Origin of the sequence: Thauera sp. 2A1, from assembly GCF_009469595.2 — a bacterium.
Lineage (GTDB): Bacteria > Pseudomonadota > Gammaproteobacteria > Burkholderiales > Rhodocyclaceae > Thauera.
In genome coordinates, this window is record NZ_SSXV01000025.1 from 1 (window position 1) to 22,234 (window position 22,234).

18 protein-coding genes are annotated in these 22,234 nt (G+C 66.8%); 12 read left to right on the top strand and 6 right to left on the bottom strand.

Features of this window, described 5'->3' with window-relative positions; all coding sequences use genetic code 11:
- The first annotated feature begins 277 nt into the window (after positions 1-277).
- The 4 genes from GH664_RS18460 (at position 278) to GH664_RS18475 (ending at position 5,770) form a co-directional block, all read left to right on the top strand.
- Entirely contained in the window at positions 278-1,327 is a 1,050-nt protein-coding gene (locus GH664_RS18460; RefSeq protein WP_153169539.1) for a Glu/Leu/Phe/Val dehydrogenase dimerization domain-containing protein, read from the top strand.
- Positions 1,328-1,532: 205 nt separating this feature from the next.
- Positions 1,533-2,522: a transporter gene (locus GH664_RS18465; protein WP_194270441.1), complete on the top strand. Its 990-nt coding sequence runs from the start codon at positions 1,533-1,535 to the stop codon at positions 2,520-2,522.
- Between the two features lie 249 nt (positions 2,523-2,771).
- Positions 2,772-4,550: a CHASE2 domain-containing protein gene (locus GH664_RS18470; protein ID WP_228111605.1), complete on the top strand. Its 1,779-nt coding sequence runs from the start codon at positions 2,772-2,774 to the stop codon at positions 4,548-4,550.
- A complete protein-coding gene (locus GH664_RS18475; protein ID WP_153169542.1) occupies positions 4,547-5,770 on the top strand; it encodes a FecR family protein in 1,224 nt (407 codons plus the stop codon). The genes GH664_RS18470 and GH664_RS18475 overlap by 4 nt, the downstream gene beginning before the upstream one ends.
- Before the next feature lie 79 nt (positions 5,771-5,849).
- Here GH664_RS18475 and GH664_RS18480 read toward each other — a convergent pair whose 3' ends face one another.
- From GH664_RS18480 to GH664_RS18490, 3 genes are all read right to left on the bottom strand, one after another.
- Complete coding sequence (locus GH664_RS18480; protein WP_153169543.1) at positions 5,850-6,686, bottom strand: alpha/beta hydrolase; 837 nt, start codon at positions 6,684-6,686, stop codon at positions 5,850-5,852.
- 55 nt (positions 6,687-6,741) lie between these two features.
- On the bottom strand, positions 6,742-8,571 hold the full coding sequence (gene recQ / locus GH664_RS18485) for a DNA helicase RecQ (RefSeq protein WP_153169544.1): 1,830 nt from the start codon (positions 8,569-8,571) through the stop codon (positions 6,742-6,744).
- A 74-nt stretch (positions 8,572-8,645) separates the two neighbouring features.
- A complete protein-coding gene (locus tag GH664_RS18490) occupies positions 8,646-9,776 on the bottom strand; it encodes a helix-turn-helix transcriptional regulator (protein WP_153169545.1) in 1,131 nt (376 codons plus the stop codon).
- 148 nt (positions 9,777-9,924) lie between these two features.
- Between GH664_RS18490 and GH664_RS18495 the strand changes: the two genes are divergently transcribed.
- Together GH664_RS18495 and GH664_RS18500 are read left to right on the top strand one after the other, a co-directional pair.
- Positions 9,925-11,409 carry a hypothetical protein gene (locus tag GH664_RS18495; RefSeq protein WP_153169546.1) on the top strand — a complete coding sequence of 495 codons (1,485 nt, stop codon included), beginning with the start codon at positions 9,925-9,927 and terminating at the stop codon, positions 11,407-11,409.
- A gap of 68 nt (positions 11,410-11,477) precedes the next feature.
- Positions 11,478-14,726 (top strand): hypothetical protein, encoded by a 3,249-nt coding sequence (locus GH664_RS18500; RefSeq protein WP_153169547.1) that lies wholly within the window; start codon positions 11,478-11,480, stop codon positions 14,724-14,726.
- A gap of 60 nt (positions 14,727-14,786) precedes the next feature.
- Here the strand turns inward: GH664_RS18500 and rfaE2 are convergent, their stop codons facing one another.
- Positions 14,787-15,275 (bottom strand): D-glycero-beta-D-manno-heptose 1-phosphate adenylyltransferase, encoded by a 489-nt coding sequence (gene rfaE2, locus GH664_RS18505; protein WP_153169548.1) that lies wholly within the window; start codon positions 15,273-15,275, stop codon positions 14,787-14,789.
- Positions 15,276-15,423: 148 nt separating this feature from the next.
- The gene (locus GH664_RS18510) at positions 15,424-17,112 is read right to left on the bottom strand and encodes a Na/Pi symporter (protein ID WP_308445478.1); all 1,689 of its coding nucleotides are present in this window, start codon (positions 17,110-17,112) and stop codon (positions 15,424-15,426) included.
- Between the two features lie 334 nt (positions 17,113-17,446).
- Between GH664_RS18510 and coxB the strand changes: the two genes are divergently transcribed.
- The 6 genes from coxB (at position 17,447) to GH664_RS18540 (ending at position 22,026) form a co-directional block, all read left to right on the top strand.
- Positions 17,447-18,304, top strand: a complete 858-nt coding sequence (gene coxB / locus GH664_RS18515) for a cytochrome c oxidase subunit II (protein ID WP_153169549.1) — start codon at positions 17,447-17,449, stop codon at positions 18,302-18,304.
- A gap of 84 nt (positions 18,305-18,388) precedes the next feature.
- On the top strand, positions 18,389-19,963 hold the full coding sequence (ctaD, locus tag GH664_RS18520) for a cytochrome c oxidase subunit I (RefSeq protein WP_153169550.1): 1,575 nt from the start codon (positions 18,389-18,391) through the stop codon (positions 19,961-19,963).
- A gap of 158 nt (positions 19,964-20,121) precedes the next feature.
- The gene (locus GH664_RS18525; protein WP_228111606.1) at positions 20,122-20,253 is read left to right on the top strand and encodes a cytochrome oxidase small assembly protein; all 132 of its coding nucleotides are present in this window, start codon (positions 20,122-20,124) and stop codon (positions 20,251-20,253) included.
- Entirely contained in the window at positions 20,250-20,849 is a 600-nt protein-coding gene (locus tag GH664_RS18530) for a cytochrome c oxidase assembly protein (protein ID WP_153169551.1), read from the top strand. The genes GH664_RS18525 and GH664_RS18530 overlap by 4 nt, the downstream gene beginning before the upstream one ends.
- 35 nt (positions 20,850-20,884) lie before the next feature.
- Positions 20,885-21,058, top strand: coding sequence for a DUF2970 domain-containing protein (locus GH664_RS18535; RefSeq protein ID WP_153169604.1), 174 nt, complete (start codon positions 20,885-20,887; stop codon positions 21,056-21,058).
- A 101-nt stretch (positions 21,059-21,159) separates the two neighbouring features.
- Positions 21,160-22,026 carry a cytochrome c oxidase subunit 3 gene (locus GH664_RS18540; RefSeq protein WP_153169552.1) on the top strand — a complete coding sequence of 289 codons (867 nt, stop codon included), beginning with the start codon at positions 21,160-21,162 and terminating at the stop codon, positions 22,024-22,026.
- Between the two features lie 6 nt (positions 22,027-22,032).
- On the opposite strand, the gene GH664_RS18545 is transcribed toward GH664_RS18540, so the two are convergent.
- A complete protein-coding gene (locus GH664_RS18545) occupies positions 22,033-22,230 on the bottom strand; it encodes a twin transmembrane helix small protein (RefSeq protein ID WP_153169553.1) in 198 nt (65 codons plus the stop codon).
- Between the last annotated feature and the right edge of the window lie 4 nt (positions 22,231-22,234).

The following is a 22,234-nucleotide window of genomic DNA, read 5'->3' on the forward strand; positions in this document are numbered from 1 at the left end:
TCAGGGCCAGCAGACATCGGGTCTGCACAACAGGCCGGATATAAGACTGCAGCCAGATCCTCAAGCGTCAAATGCAAACTTCACTTGCCAAACCGGGAGGCGTCCATATAAGCGGGCTTGACCGCGACCGACCCCGTCAAATCGCGGTCAAGCCCGCTCCTACAAGGCGGCAACGCATCATTCAACCGAATCAACCACCCGCCGGCCACGCAGTCTCGTGGCCAACCGCCTCGCGGCGCGCAGGCCGGCACACTTCACCATAAGGAAGGAGACACCCATGGCCGTTTTTTCCCAGATCGATTTCGCCGATCACGAGCAGGTCGTTTTCGTCAGCGACGACGCGAGCGGACTGAAGGCGATCATCGCCGTCCACAATTCCAACCTCGGCCCCGCGCTGGGCGGCTGCCGCATGTGGCCCTATGCCACCGAGGACGAGGCGATCCGCGATGTGCTGCGGCTGTCGCGCGGCATGACCTACAAGTCGGCGATGGCCAACCTGAAGCTGGGCGGCGGCAAGTCGGTCATCATCGGCAACCCGCGCACGCAGAAGACGCCGGAGCTGCTCGCCGCCTTCGCCCGCGCGCTGGAGCAGTTGAACGGCCGCTACATCGCTGCCGAGGATTCGGGCACCAGCGTCGCCGACATGAAGTACATGGCGCAGTTCACCCGTCACGTCGCCGGCATCGTCGACAAGCCCACCGATGACGGCGTGCGCAGCGGCGACCCGTCGCCGGCCACCGCCTACGGCGTGTTCGTCGGCATCAAGGCCGCGGTGAAGGAGCGCCTCGGCCGCGATTCGCTGCAAGGCCTGCGCGTCGCGGTGCAGGGTGTGGGCAACGTCGGCTTCGACCTCGCCCGCCAGTTGAAGGAAGCCGGCGCCGAGCTGTGGGTGACCGACATCCACCGCGAATCGCTGACCGCGGCCGCGCGCGAACTGGGCGCCACCGTCGTCGCCCCCGAGGATATCTTCGGCCTGGACGTCGACCTCTTCGCCCCCTGCGCACTGGGCGCCATCCTCAACGATGTGACCATCCCGCAGTTGAAGGCGAAGATCGTCGCCGGCGCCGCCAACAACCAGCTCGCCGAGGCCCGCCACGGCACCGAGCTGTTCCGCCGCGGCATCCTGTACGCGCCCGACTACGTCATCAACGCCGGCGGCATCATCGACGTGTACCACGAGCGCACCGGCTTCGATCGCGGTGTGCTGCTGCGCCACATCGAGGGTATCTACGACAACCTGATGGAAGTCTTCGAGCGCTCGCGCAAGGAAGAACGCCCGACCGGCGAAGTGGCCGATGCGATCGCCGAGGAGCGCTTCAAGCGCTGATTCCTTTGCTGCAGATGCTGTGAGACAGGACGGGAGCCCACGGGGCTCCCGTCCTGTCTCATGGTCGGCAAGAACGCGGTGGCGGACGGCGGACTGACATGCAGTGACGAGGTTGCAGCCAACTGGCGGTGCGACATTGCGTCGCATGAGCGGCTACAGGGGGTCCTTGCTATATTGCCTGCCGACGAATAGCCAGGAATTCACGATGAATGCATGTGCCAGACCCGCACTCCGCCCGCTCCGCCCGCTCCTTCTCGCGCTCGCCGCTGCCTCGGCTTCACCGCTGGCGACGGCCTCATGCGGCCAAGCGTTCTGCTCGATCAACACCAACTGGCATGCGCAGGGGGTATGGACCGAGCCTGGGCTGCGGCTTGACCTGCAGTACCAGTTCATCGACCAGGACCAGTTGCGCCGCGGCTCGCACGAGGCCTCCGTCGGCGACGTTCCACGCCACCACGACGAACTGCGCACGATCAACCGCAACTGGCTGGGCACGTTGGACTATGCGATCGACCCGCGCTGGGGCGTGTCGGTCACGATGCCGGTCACCAGCCGCAGCCATTCGCACGTCCACAATCATCACGAAGACGATGGCAGCATCGCGCACGAGACCGAGGCCTGGAATTTCAGCCGCGTCGGCGACGTGCGCGTGGTGGGGCGCTACCAGTTGATGGGCGACGGCCTGTCGCCGAGCGCCGGCGTGAACTTCGGCGTCAAGCTGCCCACCGGCAGCCACAAGGTGGACAACGCCGACGGGCAGCGGGCGGAACGCAGCCTGCAGCCAGGCACCGGCACCACCGACGGCATCGTCGGTGCCTGGTATCGGCTGCCGCTCCAAGACGGCGACTCGGCGCTGTTCGTGCAGGCGATGGCTCAGGTGGCCGTCGGCCAGAGCGATGGTTTCCGGCCCGGCAACCAGTACAGCGTCGATGTCGGCTGGCAGCGGCAACTGGCACCGCAGTGGGCCGCCTTCGTGCAGGCGAACTTCCAGTTGCGCAGCCGCGACAGCGGCATCGAGGCCGAGCCCGAGGACAGCGGCTCGCGCAAGCTGTTCCTCAGCCCCGGCCTGAGCTACGCGATCGCGCGCGATTTCCAGGCCTATGCCTTCGTGCAGCTGCCGCTCCATCAGCATGTGAATGGCGTGCAGCTCACGTCGGACTGGGCGGGGATGCTGGGCGTCAGCAAGGCCTTCTGACAGACGTGCGATCGAAGGCCGCGATTCCTCGCCGCGAAAGAGGAGGAATCGCGCCATCGCGGACACCATCGCGCAGTCGGTTGCCGACCTGATCGCGCCGGTGCGTCCTCCGGTCGCCCCGCCGGATTCGGCGCATTCGCACAGCTTCCCGTAGCGGGATTCCGTCGGCCGGCAATCCGCTGCCGGCGCACCTAGAATGCAAGGCATACGCACCGCGGGAGGACGCGCATGCGGGCCGGGGCCGGATCGATGACGCGGATCTTCATCAGCTATCGCCGTGACGACTCCGCCGGGAGTACCTGGCGGCTGTTCGACTGGTGCGAGCGGCAGTTCGGGATGGACCGGGTCTTCTTCGATCGCGAGTCCATCCCGCCCGGCGAGCCGTTCCCGCGGCGGCTGGAGGACGGGCTGGCGGCGTGCGACGTGTTGCTGGCGGTGATCGGCCCGCGCTGGGCGACGATCGCCGATGCGGGAGGGCAGCCACGGTTGTGGGCGGCGGGAGACTTCGTTGCGCATGAGCTGGCGACCGGGCTGGCGCTGCGCAAGCGGGTGATCCCGGTGCTGGTCGAAGGCGCTGCGATGCCCGCGCGCGAGGCCTTGCCGGCGGCGCTGCGCCCGCTCGCCGACTGCGAGGCGCTGGCCCTGGACGCCGCGCACTTTCGCGACGATTTCGAGCGCCTGGTCGATGCCGTGCTCGGCCGCCCGCGCGGCTTCGTGCGGCGGCGGGTGGACGAGGTGCAGCGCCTGCTGCGCTTTGCCGCGCGCGGCGCCGTCGTCGTGCCGCTGGTCGTTCTGCTCGCCTTCCTCGCCGCCTGGCTGGGGTTGTTCGGCCTGCTGGGGCTGGACACCCGCATCGCCAGTTACAGCATGGCGCTGGCCGGCGAACCGACGGTCTTGGGGCGCGAGGAGGGGGTGCTCATCGTCGCGCTCGACGACGACAGCGAGCGGCGACTCGGCCGCGCCTACGATGGTTCGCCCGCCTGGCGCGAACTGCACGCCCAGCTCATCGACCGTCTGTCGGCGGCCGGCGCGGCGGTGATCGTCCTCGACTTCTTTCTCGAGCGCGAGAGCCCTGCCGACGCCATGCTTGTCGCGGCGCTGTCTCGCGCGCGCCAGCGCGGCAGCCGTGTCGTGTTCGCCGTCAAGCAGCTCGACGACGGCCGCCCGCGGCTCGCGCCCGCGCTCCTGAACGCGGGCGCCGAGTGGGGCGTGGCCTGCCTGGGCGAGCAGGAGGGTTATCTGTTCGCCATGCCGCTCGCCCGCGCTGTGGACAGGCAACGCGCGGCCAACCCCTTCACCATGCTGGACGCCGAGCCGGCCGAGGCCCCGGCGCTGGCGCTCACCGCGGTGTTCGGCGGCACGCCCGACCTCATCCGGCGCGGGCCGCGCGAGATCACGCTGCGCAGCACCGGCCCCGGGGTGGCGCCGGTCGGCTTCTCCGAAATCCGGCGGCGGGCGCGCTCGCACTGTCCGGCACTTGCCGACGACGACGTGATCGCCTCGCGCCTGCTGTGGCTGTCGCCACTGGACGACTGGCGCGCACCCGCCCGGCGCCATGCCTACGCCCGGTGGCTTGAGACCGATGCCTCCGCCGCGGAGGCGCGTGGCCGGCTGGTCATCGTCGGCATCGCCACTTCGTCGGCGCTCGACGAGCACTCGGTGCGCCGTGGCCTGCGCACCGAGGACCGCTTCGGCGTCGAGCTGCAGGCCGACGCCATGCGCAGCCTGCTTGTCGGTTCCACGCTGCGGCCACCCGGCTGGGCGGCGCAGCTTGGCGGCATGGTCGTGCTGGCGCTGGCGGGTGGGGTGACCGCCTTCTTCCTCGTCGGGCGGTCCCGCGCGATCCGGATGCTCGTGCCCGTCGCCGTGGTGCTGGCATATCTCGCCTTCAGCGCATCGATTCTCGCCGCAGCCGGTGTGCTGCTCAATCCGCTCTACGATGTCGGCGCCTTCCTGGCCGCCTTCCTGCTGCTTGGCAGGCTCGAGCGCAAGGCGGCTGGCGTCCCCATTCCTGGAGGTGGTCCATGAACGCCCGTGTTGCCACGCCGGTCTGCGTCGTGCTGCGCGCCATCGCCGTGCTGCTTGCAGGCCTGATGCTGGCAGGTTGTGCGCCATCGCTGGTGAATGTCATGCGCGAGGATCCATTGCGCCCGGGCCGCTATCAGTCGTACGGGGGCACGGAGCTGGCCGGCATGGTGGAGGTGTGGCGTGACGGCCGCACGCTGGCGGTGAAACCGCCCGCCGCGCTGCAGCCGGGCGACGTGGTGCACACCGGACCGGACGCCCTCGCGGTGATTCGCTACCCGGATGGCGGCGAGATCGTGCTCGACCGCAACACCCGCGTGCGAACGGGGTCGCTGTTCGTCGAATTCGGCCGCATCCTGGCGCGCGTGCGTGGACTGTTCGAGGTCGACACCGAGAACGTCGTTACCGGCGTCGAGGGCACGGAGTACGTGCTGCAGGTCGTGCGCGGCGGCATGCTGAAGGTCGTCGTGCTCGAGGGTGTCGTCGTGTGCCGCTCGCGCACGGGTCGCTGGAGCCCGATGCGGCTGCAGCGCGGCGAGATGCTGCTGTCCGACTACCCGAACCGCAGCGTGCCCAGCGTGCAGCGTGCCTCGCCGCAAGAGTGGGAGGCGGCGCGAAACTGGATCGCCGGGATCGACGGCGCTGCCGCAGGCGGCCAGGCGGAACCGGCGCGCATCGGTTACTGCTGCGAGCGTGGCCGCCTGCGACGCAGCGCGGTCGATGATTGCCGCGGGTTCTTCTCTGCATCGGAGCGCGAGGCTGCGGCGCGATGCGAACAGCCACGTCCCGACGAGCCGCAGAATGGCTACTGCTGCAGCGACGGTCGCCTGAGCGCGACGTCCCGTGATCGTTGCAGTGGCCGCTTCTTTGTGGGCCGCGACGAGGCCGCTGAAACCTGCCGTCCGGCGGAGGAGCGAGGCTACTGCTGTGACCGCGGCAAGCTGTTCGAGACCGTTCGCGACAGGTGCGAGCGTGCCGGCGGCGAGTTCTTCACCAGTGGGGCGCGCGCCGAGGCCGTCTGCCGGCGGGCGGAGCAGGGCTATTGCTGCAACCGCGGGCAGGTGCGGGCTTCCACCCGAGAGCGATGCGAGTCTGTCAAGGGACGCTTCTACCGTGACCCGAAGGCGGCTGCGCGCGCCTGCCATGTCCCGCGTGCGGCAGACGTGCCGAACCTGATCGAACAGATCAAGCCTCTGCCGCAGCCGGCGCCGCCATTGCAGTAGCGGGGCGGTCGTCGGGTGGGGCTGGCAGTTTGTCGCGGTTCTCAGCCGGACCGGCGGGGACTCCGACGTCATCGGCCGTTCAGCGGCTCAGATCCTGGAGGTGGGTCGCCAGCCCCTGACGGTAGGCAGGGAAGCCGTGGATGTCGTCATGCCCCGCACCGGCGATCACCTGCAGTTCGGCCGGCGAGCGGGCCAGCGCGAGCAGCGTGCGCGCATGCTCGAGCGGCGTCAGATCGTCCGCGGTGCCGTGTAGCAGCAGCACCGGGCTGGCAATCTCGCCGATCAGCGTGTCGTTGCGCAGGGGATAGCGCACCAGCGCGCCCGGCACGAAGGGGTAATGCTGGCGGGCGAGCGCCAGCGCACTGGTGTAGGGCGTCACCAGCACCAGCAGGTCCGGCCGCACGTCGCGCGCCAGCCAGGTGGCGAGCGCGGTGCCGAGCGAGCGGCCGAGCACCACCACCGGCCGGCCGGCGTAGGCGGGCGCCACCGTGTCCCAGGCCGCACGGACGTCGGCGTGCAACTGCGCCTCGCTCGTGATGCGGCCACGGCTCTTGCCGTAGCCGCGGTAGTCGAGCATGAAGAGGTCGAAGTTCTGCTGTCGGTAGAAGTCGGCATTGGTCGTCCAGGTGGCGAGGTTGCCGCCGTTGCCGTGCAGGTAGAACACCAGCCCGCGCGCCGCCGGCTGGCGGAAGTGCAGCGCATGGATCTCGCCGTCCGGCACCGGGATGCGCACTTCGTCGACGCGCTGGCCCGGATGGTCGAGGTCGAAGTGGTAATCGGCGGGCAGGGGTTCCGGATGGAAGAGGAGGCTTTCCTGATTCAGGTACAGGTAGCCGAGGACGATCGCGTAGCCCAGCGCAGCCGCGGCGAGCATGCGAAGTACGGTGGTGATGGGCTTGCGTTTCGGGCTCGGCATGATGGACTTGCACCGGCGCGCGGGAGGGCGGGCTCGTTCGCAACCGGCGGCGGGGTCAGCTCGTCTCGCCGATCACGTCGAGAATGGCGCTGCCATAGGCCTCCAGCTTGCGGTCGCCGATGCCGCTGATGCCGGCCAGTTCGCCGATGCTGCCCGGACGGGCGATGGCGATCTCGCGCAGCGTGGCGTCGTGGAAGATCACGTACGCGGGCACGTTGCGTTCCTTCGCCTGAGTGGCGCGCCACGCGCGCAGGCGGTCGAACAGCGTGGTCGGGATGCCGCCGGGAATGTCGATGCTGGTGGCGCTGCGGCGCTTGCTGCGGCTGCGACCCTGTTCGCGTTCGAGGCGCAGGTGGAATTCGGTTTCGCCGCGCAGCAGCGGGCGGGCGGCGTCGGTCAGGCGCAGCGCGTTGTAGCGCTCGTGGTCCACCGCCACCAGCTCGCGTGCCACCAATTGGCGGAAGATCGTGCGCCAGCGCTTCTCGTCGAGATCGCTGCCGATGCCGAAGGTGGTGATGTCCTGATGGCCGCGCTCGACCACCTTGTCGGTGCGCTCGCCGCGCAGCACGTCGATGAGGTGGCCGGCGCCGTAGCGCTGGCCGGTCCGGTACACGCAGGACAGTGCCTTGCGCGCTGCCTCGGTGGCGTCCCAGGTCTGCGGCGGATGCAGGCAGTTGTCGCAGTTGCCGCAGGGCGGCGCCTGCTCGCCGAAGTAGGCGAGCAGGTGCTGGCGGCGGCAGGTGGTCGCTTCGACCAGACCCACGAGCACGTCGAGGCGGTTGCGGGCGAGGCGCTTGAACTCCTCGCTTGCTTCCGATTCGTCGATCATGCGCCGCTGCTGCACCACGTCCTGTGCACCCCAGGCCATCCATGCCTGAGCCGGCAGGCCGTCGCGCCCCGCCCGGCCGGTCTCCTGGTAGTAGCCTTCGATCGAGCGCGGCAGGTCCAGGTGCGCGACGAAGCGCACGTCGGGCTTGTCGATGCCCATGCCGAAGGCGATCGTCGCCACCATGATCAGTCCGTCCTCGCGCAGGAAGCGGGTCTGGTGCTCGGCGCGCACCTCCTGCGGCAGCCCGGCGTGGTAGGGCAGGGCGTTGAGTCCCTGCTCCTGCAGCCAGACGGCGGTCTCTTCCACCTTGCGCCGCGACAGGCAATACACGATGCCCGCTTCCGACGAGAACTCCTCGCGGATGAATTGCAGCAACTGGCGGCGCGGATCGTCCTTCTCGACGATGGTGTAGCGGATGTTCGGCCGGTCAAAGCTGGAGACGAAGCGGCGTGCATCCTGCAGGTTCAGGCGCTGGGCGATCTCCTCGCGCGTCTGGCGGTCGGCGGTGGCAGTCAGCGCGATGCGCGGTATGGACGGATAGCGCTCGGGCAGGATGGAGAGCTGCAGGTATTCCGGGCGGAAGTCGTGGCCCCACTGCGACACGCAGTGTGCCTCGTCGATGGCGAAGAGCGCCAGCCGGCCGGTGTCGCGCAGGTGGTCGAGCTGGTCGAGAAAGCGCGGCGTCATCAGTCGCTCGGGCGCGACATAGACCAGGTCGAGATCGCCCGCGTACAGCGCGCGTTCCACCGCACGCGCGGCATCGGCGTCCAGGCTGGAGTTCAGGAAGGCCGCCTGCACGCCGGCTTCCACCAGCGCGCTGACCTGGTCATGCATCAGCGCGATCAGCGGCGACACCACGATCGCCGTGCCTTCGCGCAGCAGCGCCGGGATCTGGTAGCACAACGACTTGCCGCCGCCGGTCGGCATCAGCACCAGCGCATCGCCCCCCGACGCCACATGCTCGACGATGGCCTGCTGCTCGCCGCGGAAGGCGGTGTAGCCGAAGACGTGCTCGAGGACGTGAAGGGCGGAAGGTGCGGGGCGGGCGAAGCTCATCGCCCGGGATTTTACCGGGTTTCGGTGGTGTCGCCGTGTGGCGTTGCCGGATCGCTGGCTGGGGGCCGGCGGCCTCAGTGCTGGATGGCGCGCAGCAGTGCGACCAGCTCGGGTTGCCGGGTGGTGCGAGTTTTCTGGAACACCACCTGAAGTTGCGTCTTCACCGTGTTTGCCGAAACACCGATGCGCGATGCGACGTCGGCCAGCGTACCGCCGCCCAGCAGAGTGCAGGCCAGCCGCGCCTCGGCCGCCGTGAGGCCGAAGCCTTGCTGCAGCACCGCCTCGCTCGGTGGCCGCAGTGGATCGGACACCTTGATCAGGACCCCCGCCTGCTCGAACCAGGGGTGCGCGCCCATCTGCATCAGCGGCGCGACGGTCACCAGCAGCGGGGGGCCTTCTGCGCGGTCTACCGCCACCACCGGCGAGCTGCGCCCGTCGTGACGCGTGTTGCCCTTGGCCAGTTCGAGCGCGTCGGCGATCGAACGTCCGAGCCGGGCCTGTGCATCGTCCGAAGTGCAGCGCAGCGTGCGACCACGGCCAAGGACGAAGATGTCGCCGTTCGCGAGCAGGCACTCGAAGGCGGGATTCGCTTCGTTGACCTGGCCGGTGCTGGTGAGCGCGGCCACCGGCTCGTCGCTTTCGTCTATTCCGCGGCTGCCGAACGCCAACGCCCGGGCAAAGGCCGAGAGCCGCCGTGAAATGCGGACTGCACGATCCACGTGTGGCAACAGGAGCGCGAGCATCGCGCGCTGCGCCGCGCTGAAGCGGTCGGCAGCGCCGACCTTCAGCAGCACCAGGTTACCGTGGCGTGCACCTTCGACCGCGGTCTTCGCCATCAGGCATTCCTGCAGACCGCGGGGTACGAGGTAGTCGCGATAGACCGGATTTTCGGCGCGCGTTGCGGCGGGCAGCGCCTCGACGTCCGAGATCCATTGCAGTTCCGGCGCCTTCATCATCACCGGCAGGCGCGGGTCGAGCTGCGCGTACCGCTTCAGATAGACGTGGTGCGCCTCCTCGTCCACGTTGTGCAGCACGTGCCGCCACAGCACCGACAGCGCGTAGTCCATGTCGACGAAGACCGCGGCCTGCGCCTCACCCAGTTGCGCCATCGCCTGCAGGGCGCCGGGCCAGCGGTCGGGCTCGAGCGTGGCCTCGTAGAGGGCGGAGATCACCGGGTCGAGCTGATGGATGTCGGGGGCGTTCATGGTCGATGTCTCCACGACGGGGTGGCCGGGATGCTGGCCCGACATACGCAATATAGGTGATGCGCTGCGGCTTTTTCACCCGATCGGGTGATGGCGCAGTTTCGCGCGGCTGCTAGGCTTTGCCTACCGTCACTCCGGGGAGCGTGCCATGAACGTCCTGCTCGAACTCTTGATCGGCCTGGCCCTGCTGTACCTGCTGACCGCGGTCGTTGCCTCCTTCGTCGTCGAGGCCGTCGCGAGCTACCTGAAGCTGCGCGCAAAGGGGTTGGAGAGTTGCATCGCGCAGCTGGTGGAAGGCGCCGCGAATCGCGCCGGCGGCGCACAAGGCGCGGATGACAACTGGACCTCCCGGTTCTATGGCCATGCGCTGATCCGTGCGCTCAGCACGGCGCGGGTGATGACTGCCGATAGCGCTTCGCGGCCGAGCTACATTCCGCGCGAGCAGTATGCCGAAGTGCTGCTCGATCTGGTGCGCAAGGCGGCGGGGCTGGCGCCGGGCGAGTCGCTGACCGTTGCCCGGCTGCGCGAGATCGTCGCCACTCCGAGCGTTGCGCTGCCGGCCGGCGTCCGCGCGATGATCGAGACGGCGCTCACCAACGGCGCGGATTCGCTGGATAAGGTCAGGGCGTCGATGGAGGCGGGCTTCGATGCCGCCATGGAGCGAGCCTCCGGCTGGTACAAACGGCGCACCCAGCTCTGGCTGGCGCTGTTCGCCTTCGTCTTTGCCGCCGTCTTCAATCTCGACAGCTTCTACATCGGCAGCCGCCTGTTGAAGGATGAGGCCCTGCGCGCCACTGCGCTGCAGATGAGCGTCGATGCCGTCACCGGCGAGGAGGCGAAGTCACCCGAGCGCTTCGCCGCGGTGGTGGGCAGTTGGGCCGTGCGCATGCGTGACGACGCAACTCAGGTCGCACCGCACAAGGCGTCCGCAAACAAGACGCCGACGGATCAACTGAAGGCTGCCGGCACGCGCGACGCGACCGCGCTCGCGCTCCGCATGATGCACGACGCCAACCACTGGAACCCGCTCCTGGCGAACGCGGCATGGCCGTTCCTGACCGCGACGGCGCTCGGCGCGAGAAGCAAGGCGCTTGCCGCCGCGCTGCCCGAACTGTCGGCCGCCGCGGGCCAGCCCTGTGGTGAATCGCCGCTGCCACAGCCTGTCGATGCCGCACCACTCGCCGACTGGGTTCAATACCTGCGTTGTCCGCGGTCGGATGGGGTAGACCTCGATACGGCGATCGAGCGCTTCCGCAAGTCGGCGGTCCTGTGGGCGCAGACCGACCGCGTGATCAACCCGACGCTGGGGCGCTTGCTCGCCCGAGCCGTCGTGTCCGATCAAGGAAATGCGGAAATGGAGGCGCTGAAGACCTACCTCGCGGCGCTCGACGCCGACACGAAGAAGTTCGCCGACGGTGTCGACACGGCCCTCGCCAAGCTGCCCGAAGTGGGCTGGATCGGTGAAGTGAGTGCCGGATGGGATGGTTGGCGTACGTTCCGGGCGGTTCTCGGCTGGCTCGCGACCGCGATCATGGCCGGGCTCGGCGCGCCGTTCTGGTTCGACCTCCTCGGCAAGCTCGTCAGCCTGCGCGGCGCGGGGCGTAAGCCGGCGGCACAGGCTGCGTCCGGCTGATCAAGCTGGATGGGGTGCGATCGCTGCACGCCCGTGCTGTCGAGTGCAGCGAGTTTGGATTCGGAAACATGCTGGAGGGGATGATCATGGGCAGCGACGGGAAAGATGGTGGGACGCGCGGCAAGTCGGTGTGCGCCGCGATCCTTCGACGCGTTGAGTCGGTGACTGCCGACAGGCTCGTCCTGCTGTCGGTGGGCGCCGGCCTGATCCTGATCTTGCTGGGCGTGATGGGCTTGGTGCTCGAGTTGGACGATGATCAGGGCATGACGCGTTTCCTCAGATTGGAGGCGGATCATTCGTCAATCGCATGTGGGTGGAAGGATCACGGAGTGTGGTGGTTGGCGCTGGCCTATCTGGGCATCGATGCGCTTATCTTCGTCCCGCTTTACGGGGTGCTGCTGATCGGGATCTCCGGCAAGGTCGCGACGTTGAATCCGAACTGGCCGCGGCAGCACATGCTGATGTGCGCGATCGTCCTTTTCTCGCTGGCGGCCATGGTGGCCGACGAGATCGAGAACGGGCTCGGTTTGTGGGCGCTGCTGGCGAACGACTTGAACTTGCCGACATGGGCGCAAGCTTCGGCAACTCTTTCGAAGTGGCTTTACTTTTTCTGTGCCGTCGGTTTGCTGTTGCTGTCATTTCTGCGGTGGTTCCTGGCGCTCGGGGACAGCAGCAGACGGCCGGACACTGCCCTGAATGTGCTGGAGCGGGCTCTGCTCCGTTTCGCCGTGTCGGACGTCATCTGGCGCAGCCGCTACGTTCTCGCGACGCTGGTCTTCTTCGCTGGTCTCGTGCTGGCTCTGAATCAGAGCCGTGATGTGTTGGCCGGCATCGCACATGGTTGGCAGTCCGGGCTGTACCCAGGTGCGGCGTTTGCGATGATCGTGAGCGCCGTCTCGATCTGGGCGCTGGCGTATGCGTGCTGGATGTGGACGCGAATCCTGTGCAGGCTCAGGCGGCCGACCTCATTCAGGGATGCGATCAAGCGCCAATCCGGTGTTGATCGAGCAGCAGATCCACGGACGTGGCCGTCCGAGGCCCACCAGTTTGCCAAGTGGTGGGCACGTCTGCTGGGCGCTGCGCCAGTGCTGATGCTTGTCTGGCTGTGCGGTCTTGCAGCGCGTGATGCCGTCCGCGCTGAGGCGCTGTCGAGCGCCTACCTGCTGCTCGGCTTCGGTGCGATGACCACGGTCGGTGCGATCGTCTTTCTTTGGGGGCGTAGTGCGGATAGCAAACGTACGAAGTGGCCCGTCGCCCCGGACGCGTACTTCGAATACAAGGGTGACAGCGACGGTGCGCGAGGGGAACTGCACCTTGAGCGATATCGCTTCCTTGGTCTTGCCCAGGCACCGACGCGTTTGCCGATCGCCGCATTGCTACTGTTGCTTGCCCTACGCGGGCTGAACCTTTGGCTTCCGGATCAGCCTCCGCTTACGCTGGCCGTCATCTGCAGTGCGATGACGCTTTGGGTCGGCGTTGTCGGTCTGCTCGCGCAGTACACCCTGCGGAGCGGCTTCCCCGTGCTTGGCTTGCTTGTATTGGTGGTTGGTGGGCTTGGATGGGCGGGTGTGGCCGACAACCACGTGGCGTGGAAAGAGATGGCGGCAGCGATCCCGCCGCTGCCTATGTCCGACATGTGGTTCGCGCAGGCAGCAATTGCCTTTTTGTTGATGGCAGGTGCCCTGATGACATGGCGTATGGCCACCGGCTGGCGGCGCTACCTGTTCGGGGGTGCGTTACTTGCCACTGTCATGCTCGGGCCACGCGTTGCGGATTGCGTACACACGAACTCGGCGGGTGCAACGGCGTGTTTCGGCGCCGCTGAAGATCAGACCGGTGGGTTGGGCGGCAAGCAATCCGCTACCGCGTCCGGTGAGGAGTGGAAGAGTGCCAAGGACCCGCGGCAGACGCTCGAAGAGGCGCTTGTCGCATGGCTGGAACACCTGTGTGGGAGGAGTGCGGGAGAGTCGAATCGCTGCCAGGGTCCTGAATCGTTGACGGTTTACTTCGTCTCTGCCGAAGGTGGTGGCATTCGTGCGGCGTATTGGCCCGCGCTCGTGCTAGCGGAGCTTTCCGCTCGCATCACGGAGTTCGATCGGCGCACGTTTTCGTTGTCTGGGGTGTCCGGCGGTGCCGTCGGTATCAGCATCTATCGAGTATGTCGTGAACGTCATCCGGGCGATGATGGGATTGATAGGCTGCGAACCTGCATCCGTAGTCTTGGTGCGAGAGACCTACTGACGCCGCTGCTAGGGAGCTGGATGTTCGAAGATGTGCTGGCGCGCTTCATTCCGACGTATTGGTGTGCCCAGCCTGGCTGCGGATTCCTGAGCCGTGGCGCGTGGTTCGAGCGCGCTCTGGAAGAAGGTGTGGCCGAGTCCGATGTGGACCTGCGGAAACCGCTCGCGTCATTGTCGCGCTCCGGTTCGACGCACCTGCCTCATTTGTTCCTGAACAGCACTTGGGTGGAAACTGGCGAGAGAGCGATTGCGAGCGATGTCCGCATTGCGTCCAACGATTTTCCGACCGCACGCGATCAGATCGAATTTCTGGGCCTTGGTCTGCCCGTCAGTACAGCCGCACACAACGCGGCGCGCTTTCCCTACGTCAATGCCATCGGCAGTGTCCGAATACCAGCTGCGAGATGCTCGCAATCCGCGCAAGGGAACGCCGAGGTGATCTGCGGCCATCTTGCGGATGGTGGGTATTTTGACAACAGCGGGGGCCACACCACGGGGGACATCCTGCGCACATTGCGGCAAGTACTGCATAGCGGCGCGATTGGTGGACTAAGGACGGAGCAGCGCGACTGGCTTCGCGCCCATCTCGTTCCTCAGGTCGTCATGATCCGAAATGATGTTTTCACCCCTACAGCAGCAAGCCGGGACAAGGCAGAACTACCTTGCGATTCGAGCGATAAATCCCGGCCCAGATGTGCTGGCCAGATGGAGCTGTTTGTGGATTTTCTGGGGCCGGTCGTCACCGCAATTGCAGCCGGAGGCATCGGCGCAAACGGACGCCTGGGGGAAAGCCTGCAAGCAAAGGCGGTTGATGCGGTACGTCCCGAAACAGTTGGTGTCGACAACGGGGAACGGGCAGCACGCAACCAGATACTGCCGGTCGTGGACATCAACCTTGAGCAGGGGAAAGTCATGTACCCGCTTGGCTGGTATCTGTCTCGACATGCGCGCTGCAACATGGAGCAGATCGCGAGCGATGACGCACCTTATGAAAAAGCATGCGCAGGCGGTGCGTGCCGGACCAACCAACATGATCAGCCTGCGGGCGATCCGCAATGTGCAGCTTCCCTGTCTTAGGATTACTGCCTCAGATTGTTCGGCCGATGGCGTCCGCAGACGGCCACCATCCGATGCGTGCTACGCGCCCCGGATGCGCCGGATCAGCGCGGTGGTTGAGCGCTCGACCTCGAATGGGATGGAGTGCACCTCGCCGCCCCAGCCGATGACCTCGGGCGCGCCGACGATGTTCTCCGGCGCCCAGTCGCCGCCTTTCACCAGGATGTCGGGTCGCGCTTCGAGGATGCGGGCGATCGGCGTGTCTTCATCGAACCAGGTGACAAGATCCACGCTGTCGAGCGCCGCCATCACCGCCAGGCGGTCTTCGAGCGGGTTCATCGGCCGGTCGTCGCCCTTGCCCTGGCGCTTCACCGACGCGTCGGTGTTCAGCGCCACCACCATGGAGGCGCCCAGCGCGCGGGCCTGGGCAAGGTAGGTCACATGGCCGCGATGGAGTATGTCGAAGCAGCCGTTGGTGAACACCAGCGGTCGCGGCAGCGCGGCGGCGCGGGTGGCGAGCTGGTCGGGCGGGCAGATCTTGCCTTCGAAGGCGGGGCGGGCGTAGGACATGGCGGCGCGGGAGTCTCGAGAAGCGACGGATTGTAGAGGATCGGCCACCGCAGGCCGCGACTGACCCAGCGCCCACCGCAAATACATGATGCTGGGGGAGGGGCCTGCGCCTCACCCTTCAAGGCAGCGGCCAGGAGCGGGGCGGCGTTCAGCTGCCGTTCGCCGCCAGCGCGCCGTCGTCGGCCTCGGCGCGCATCTCCGCAGGTGCGGCGGTGCCGCTTTCTAGCGCCGCCAGCATGCGCGCGGCCTTGGCGACCTGCTCGGTGGCTCGCCGCTGCAGGCTGGCGAGCCGCAACCAGTCTTGCATGCTGCGGATGTCGATGCGCGCGTTCGCCCCGGCTTGCAGCAGGCTCTCCTTCAGGTGGGCGTAGTGCTCCTCCGCCGCGTCCAGCAGGATCTCGACGGCGCCCACGCTGAACGCCGTCTTGTCGATGTCGGTGCTCGTGGCGAGGGCGTCGAGTGCGCCATGGAAGGCGGTGAGCCGGCTGGCGAGTTCGGGGTCGGTCGGTACGCCGAGCGTACTGCCCAGCGCGCTTGCTTGGCGCGCCGCTTCGACGGCGTTCTCCTGATACTGCAGGGTGCGTAGCGCACGCGCCAGCACATCGACCAGCGAGGGCGGCAGTCGTGCTCCGCTGAGCTGGCGGGCATAGTTCGCTATTGCCGGCGCGAGCGCCTGCAGCGCGCCGGCCTCGCGGGCGAGGAGGCATTCATTTGGCGGGATCGCGGCCGATGCGTCGAGGCTGGCGCTCGCGAAAGCCTGCGTGCGGGCGAGCTCCATGCGCAGCGCCCGCACCGCTAGGTCGGGCACGGCGAGGCTGTTGCGGTCGAGATGGCGGGGGCGGGCGATCTCTTCCTCGCGCGTGCGGAAACGCTTGCGCACGATGCGCAGCATGGGGGCGGCGATCGGGATCATCAGCAGCACGCCGAGCACGTTGAAGGCGGTGTGGAACATCGCGATCATCACCGCCGGTGTTGCAGGCTGGTCGAACCAGCTTCGCATCACGTCGAGCAGGGCGATGAGCAAGGGCAGCATCAACAGGGCCACGGCGCCGGTCACCAGGTTGAACAGCACGTGGACTGCCGCCAGTCTGCGTGCGTTGGCGGTGGCGCCGATGGCGGCGAGGATGGCCGTCGAGGGCGTGCCGACATTGGTGCCGATGACGATGGCGCAGGCCGCATCGACCGGTATCAGGCCGCCCTGCGCGGCGGCGATGACGATCGCGATGACGGCGCTGGAGGTCTGCATCAGCACCGTCAGCGCCGTCCCGACACCGACCAGGATCAGGTAGCCGACGTAGTCCGGTCGCAGGTAGCTGGTCAGCTCGAGGCGTGTGCCGAACGAGGAAAAACCCTCCTTGAGCACGTCGATGCCGAGAAAGAGCACGCCGAAACCCGCCAGGGCCTGGCCCATGGCGCGCGAGCGCACCGTCCGGCCGGCGAAGAGCATGATCGCGCCCACGCCGATCAGCGGCAGCGCGAAGGCGTCGATCTTGAGGCCGAATCCCAGCGCGGCGACCAGCCAGGCGTTGAGCGTGCTGCCGACGTTGGAGCCGAAGATCACCCACATCGCGTTGCGCAGCGACAGCAACCCGGTGTTGACGAAGCCGATGCTGGCCACTGTGACTGCGGTCGAGGACTGGACCAGCGCGGTGATCAGGGCGCCCGCGGCAAGGCCACGCAGGCGCGTCGACGTGCCGCTTTCGAGCAGGGTCTCGAGCGCGCGGCCGGCGGCGAGCTTGAGGCCTTCGGTCAGCATGTGCATGCCGAGCAGGAACATGCCGATGCCGCCCGTCAGGCTGGCAAACAGGTCGAAAGGGGGCGAGGTTGCAGTGCCCAAGGTCTCGTGGCGCCTAAGGAAGGAGTCATCAGGGTAATACTGATTGCACCACCCGGGAATGCGCAGCCGTCACGCCCGACGGACGCGGGTTAGGGCGGATTGGTGTGTCTCCGCCAGGGACGGGAATGCCCGCGCATCAGGCGATGTTGCGTAGCGAAAAAATGCCCTGCGGGAAAACCCCCAATTTGGCCCCGCAGCGGTTGCAGGCTCTGGTGACTAGCAGGTGCTGCAACGCAGCATATTGATTTTTATCAAAAACCTATGTTGCGATCATTAAATTCGCTATGGCACCATCGATCGAAATTGCTAATACTGCATCCGCCTGGGGGAAGTCATGGGTCGTGCCGGTCGCATCGCAGCGTTATGCCTCGCCTCGTCTGTCTCGCTCGCGCACGCCGAGCCGCACGCCCGCTACAACCTGCAGCAACCGGTGACCGGGATCGCCGAGCAGATCAACGACATGCACACCCTGATGCTGTTGATCTGTCTGATCATCTTCGTCGGCGTGTTCGGTGTGATGTTCTGGGCGGTGTTCAATCACCGGAAGTCCAAGGGCGCCGTCGCTGCCCATTTCCACGAGAACACCGCCGTCGAGATCGCCTGGACCATCATTCCGGTGCTGATCCTGCTCGGCATGGCCTGGCCGGCGACGAAGACCGTCATCGCGATGAAGGACACCTCCAACCCCGACCTCACGGTGAAGGCCACCGGCTATCAGTGGAAATGGGGCTACGACTACCTGCAGGGCGAAGGCGAGGGCATCCGCTTCCTGTCGGCGCTGTCCACGCCGCGCGAGCAGATTGACGGCGGCGCGCCCAAGGGCGATGCCTATCTGCTGGAAGTCGACAACCCGCTGGTGGTCCCGGTCGGCAAGAAGATCCGCGTATTGCTCACCGCCAACGACGTCATCCATTCGTGGTGGGTGCCCGCCTTCGGGGTGAAGCAGGACGCCATTCCCGGCTTCATCCGCGACACCTGGTTCCGCGCCGACAAGGAAGGGGTGTATCGCGGCAACTGCGCCGAACTCTGCGGCCGCGACCACGGCTTCATGCCCATTGTCGTGCAGGTGCTGTCAGCAGAGAAATACGCCGCCTGGGTTGCGGAACAGAAGGCCAAGGCTGCGGCAACTGCGTCTGCAGCGCCATCAGCCGAGCCCGATTCCGCGCCCGCCACCGCGCCGGACAAGGGCTGAGCTGCCGCCCCGGCACCTGCGTCCAGCAACCGTCGCACTCGTCGTAACCGTCGCACTCGTCGCCATCCGCCAGGAGAACTTCGCATGGCTGCCGTCACCCCGGATCAGTTGCATGGACATCACGCCCCCAGGGGCGTGATGCGCTGGCTCACGACGACCAACCACAAAGACATCGGCACGATGTACATGATCTTCAGCTTCATCATGTTCCTGTCCGGGGGCGTGCTGGCGCTGACGATCCGTGCCGAACTGTTCAAGCCGGGGCTGCAGGTGGTGCAGCCGGAGTTCTTCAACCAGCTCACCACCATGCACGGCCTGATCATGGTGTTCGGCGCCATCATGCCGGCCTTCGTCGGCTTCGCGAACTGGATGATCCCGCTGATGATCGGCGCCTCCGACATGGCCTTCGCGCGCATGAACAACTGGAGCTTCTGGCTGCTGCCGCCGGCCGCGATCCTGCTCATCGGCTCGTTCTTCGCGCCCGGCGGCGCCACCGCTGCGGGCTGGACACTTTATGCGCCGCTGTCGGTGCAGATGGGCATGGGCATGGACCTGGCCATCTTCGCCATCCACATCATGGGCGTGAGCTCCATCATGGGGGCCATCAACATCGTCGTGACGGTGCTCAACATGCGTGCGCCCGGCATGACGATGATGAAAATGCCTCTGTTCTGCTGGACCTGGCTCATCACCGCCTACCTGCTGATTGCGGTGATGCCGGTGCTTGCCGGCGCCGTGACGATGATCCTCGCCGACCGCCACTTCGGCACCAGCTTCTTCAACGCCGCCGGCGGCGGCGACCCGGTGATGTACCAGCACATCTTCTGGTTCTTCGGCCACCCGGAGGTCTACATCATGATCCTCCCGGCCTTCGGCATCGTCAGCCAGATCATCCCCACCTTCTCGCGCAAGCCGCTGTTCGGCTACGCGTCCATGGTCTACGCCACCGCCTCCATCGCCATCCTGTCCTTCGCGGTGTGGGCACACCACATGTTCGCCACCGGCATGCCCGCCGCCGGGCAGCTCTTCTTCATGTATGCGACGATGCTGATCGCCGTGCCCACCGGAGTGAAGGTGTTCAACTGGATCGCCACCATGTGGCGCGGTTCGCTGAGCTTCGAGCCGCCCATGTTGTGGGCCACCGGCTTCATCTTCGTGTTCACGATGGGCGGTTTCACCGGCCTCATCTGCGCCATCGCCCCGATCGACATCCAGGTGCAGGACACCTACTACGTCGTCGCCCACTTCCACTACGTGCTGGTCGCCGGCTCGCTGTTCGCGCTTTTCGCCGGCGCCTACTACTGGCTGCCCAAATGGACCGGCCACATGCCCAGCGAATTCCTCGGCAAGCTGCACTTCTGGTGCTCCCTCGTCTTCTTCAACATCACCTTCTTCCCGATGCATTTCCTCGGGCTGGCCGGCATGCCGCGCCGCATCCCCGACTACGCGCTGCAGTTCGCCGATTTCAACGCCCTCGCCAGCGTCGGCGCCTTTGGCTTCGGACTGTCGCAACTGATCTTCATCGTCGTCGTCGTGAAATGCATCCGCGGTGGCGAACGCGCCGCGGCACGCTCATGGGAAAGCGCCGAAGGGCTGGAATGGACCGTGCCTTCGCCCGCGCCGTATCACACGTTCGAGGAAGCGCCGGTCGTCCGGTGAGCGGCTGGTGACCATGATGGGCGCCGTATTTATCTGGAGAGAGCGACGGTCGGGGTGTGCGCAGAGCATCCGAGGACTGTCCGAGCACCGAGCGCAGCGAGGGCGAGTTCCGCAGGGTGCGGCGCGCACACCCCGACTGGCGCGGATCGCAGGCACTCATGAACGGAACCATCGAGATGACCAAGTCTGACCGCCGCGCCGCGAACCTCCGCATGGGCCTGGCCCTGGCTGCGGTGGCGCTCACCTTCTTCCTCTTCGTCATCCTCAAGTACAAGGTTTTCGGCCGATGAATTCGCCCGTCGACAACGGCCTCGCCTCAGACAACCGGCGCCTGCTGCTGCGGCTGGCGCTGTCCGCGCTCGTCATGTTCGGATTCGGTTTCCTGCTCGTCCCTTTTTACGAAAAGATCTGCGAAGCCACCGGCATCAACAACGTCCTACGCCCTGAGGCCGAAGCCGGCGCCCGCTTCGCGGCAGACGCCCCGCTCAACTCTCAGGTCGACGCCAGCCGCAGCATCCTCGTCCAGTTCGACGCCAACCTGCACGACCTGCCGTGGCGCTTCCAGCCCGTGCAGCGTTCGGTCAGCGTGCACCCCGGGCAGCTCGTCCATGTCGAATACGAAGTCACCAACACTCGCGCTGAACCAATCACCGGCCAGGCCGTACCCAGCTACGGCCCGCAACTGGCCGGGCAGTACTTCCGCAAGCTCGACTGCTTCTGCTTCGCGCAGCAGACCCTCGCGCCGGGTGAACGGCGAATCATGCCGGTCGTCTTCGTCGTCGATCCCGCGCTGCCGTCCGACGTCAATACCATTACGCTGTCCTACACGTTCTTCGAGCTCAAGGGTCGCAGTGCCGCGAGCAGCGCAGGAGGAAGGGCATCGTGACCGACGCCCCTCGGCGTGCCGGCTTCCTCGCCACGATGCGGGCCGTGCTGTGGTCGTTCTTCGGGGTGCGCCGGCGTCAGGCCTACATCGACGACGCGGGCTCACTCAACCCGCTCGCCGTCGTGGTGGCCGGCGTGCTGGCGGGGGCGGTGTTCGTGATCGTGCTGGTGCTGATCGTGCAGTGGATCGTCGGCGTCGCCGGCCTCTAGGGATGGATCCAGGAGCGATTCAAAGTTTGGCGGCATGACGTATGAGGAGTCGCGGCGACGTCCGCGCCCGCGGAGCAAGAACTGAAATGGGAGGCAAAGTCATGAACCGGGCTTCAGGCATGCATGCAGGGGATCATTACTTCGTCCCCGAACCGTCGAAGTACCCCATCGTCGGCTCGGTCGCCCTGCTTCTGTTCGGCAGCGGTGCGGCCCTGTGGCTGAACGCGGTGCCTGCCGGGCGCTGGATGTTTTTCCTCGGCATCGCCACCCTCATCTTCATGATGTTCGGCTGGTTCGGCCAGGTCGTGCGCGAATCGCAGGGAGGACGCTACGGGCGGCGGGTGGACAAGTCCTTCCGCTGGTCGATGGGCTGGTTCATCTTCTCCGAAGTGATGTTCTTTGCGGCGTTCTTCGGTGCCCTGTTTTACGCCCGCGTGCTGTCCGTTCCCTGGCTGTCGTCGGGCGACAATGCCGCCCTGCTGTGGAATGGCTTCAGCGGCGCGTGGCCGACTGCCGGCCCATACGCTGCCGACCCCTTCACGCCAATGGCTGCGTGGGGAATCCCGGCGATCAACACCCTGATCCTGCTGACTTCGGGCGTCACGCTCACCTTCGCGCACTACGGCCTGCTCAACGGCAAGCGCGGTCAACTCAAGCTCGGGCTGGCGGTCACCATCCTGCTCGGCGCCATCTTCCTTGCGCTGCAGGCCTACGAGTACATCCACGCCTACGAAGCGCTCAACCTGCGACTCGAAAGCGGCATCTACGGCTCCACCTTCTACCTGCTCACCGGCTTCCACGGCATGCACGTCACGGTGGGCGCCATCATGCTCACGGTGATGCTGTTCCGCACCTTTGCCGGCCATTTCAGCCCGGAGCACCACTTCGGCTTCGAGGCCGCGGCGTGGTACTGGCACTTCGTCGATGTCGTGTGGCTGCTGCTCTTCGTCGTCGTCTATTGGCTGTGAAAACCGTCAGAGCCTGCCGTCGATGAGCCCCGTCGCAAATCCCGCCATCAGCAGCGCGAACAGCGTCAGCGACAGGCCGACGCGGATCGCCAGCGCGCGCGCCACGCGCGTGCCACCCTGTCCGCGGTCGCGCAGCAGGAACAGCAGCGCCGAGCCCAGGCTGGACACGATCAGGATGAGGAAAAGGATGACGATGATGCGCATGGCC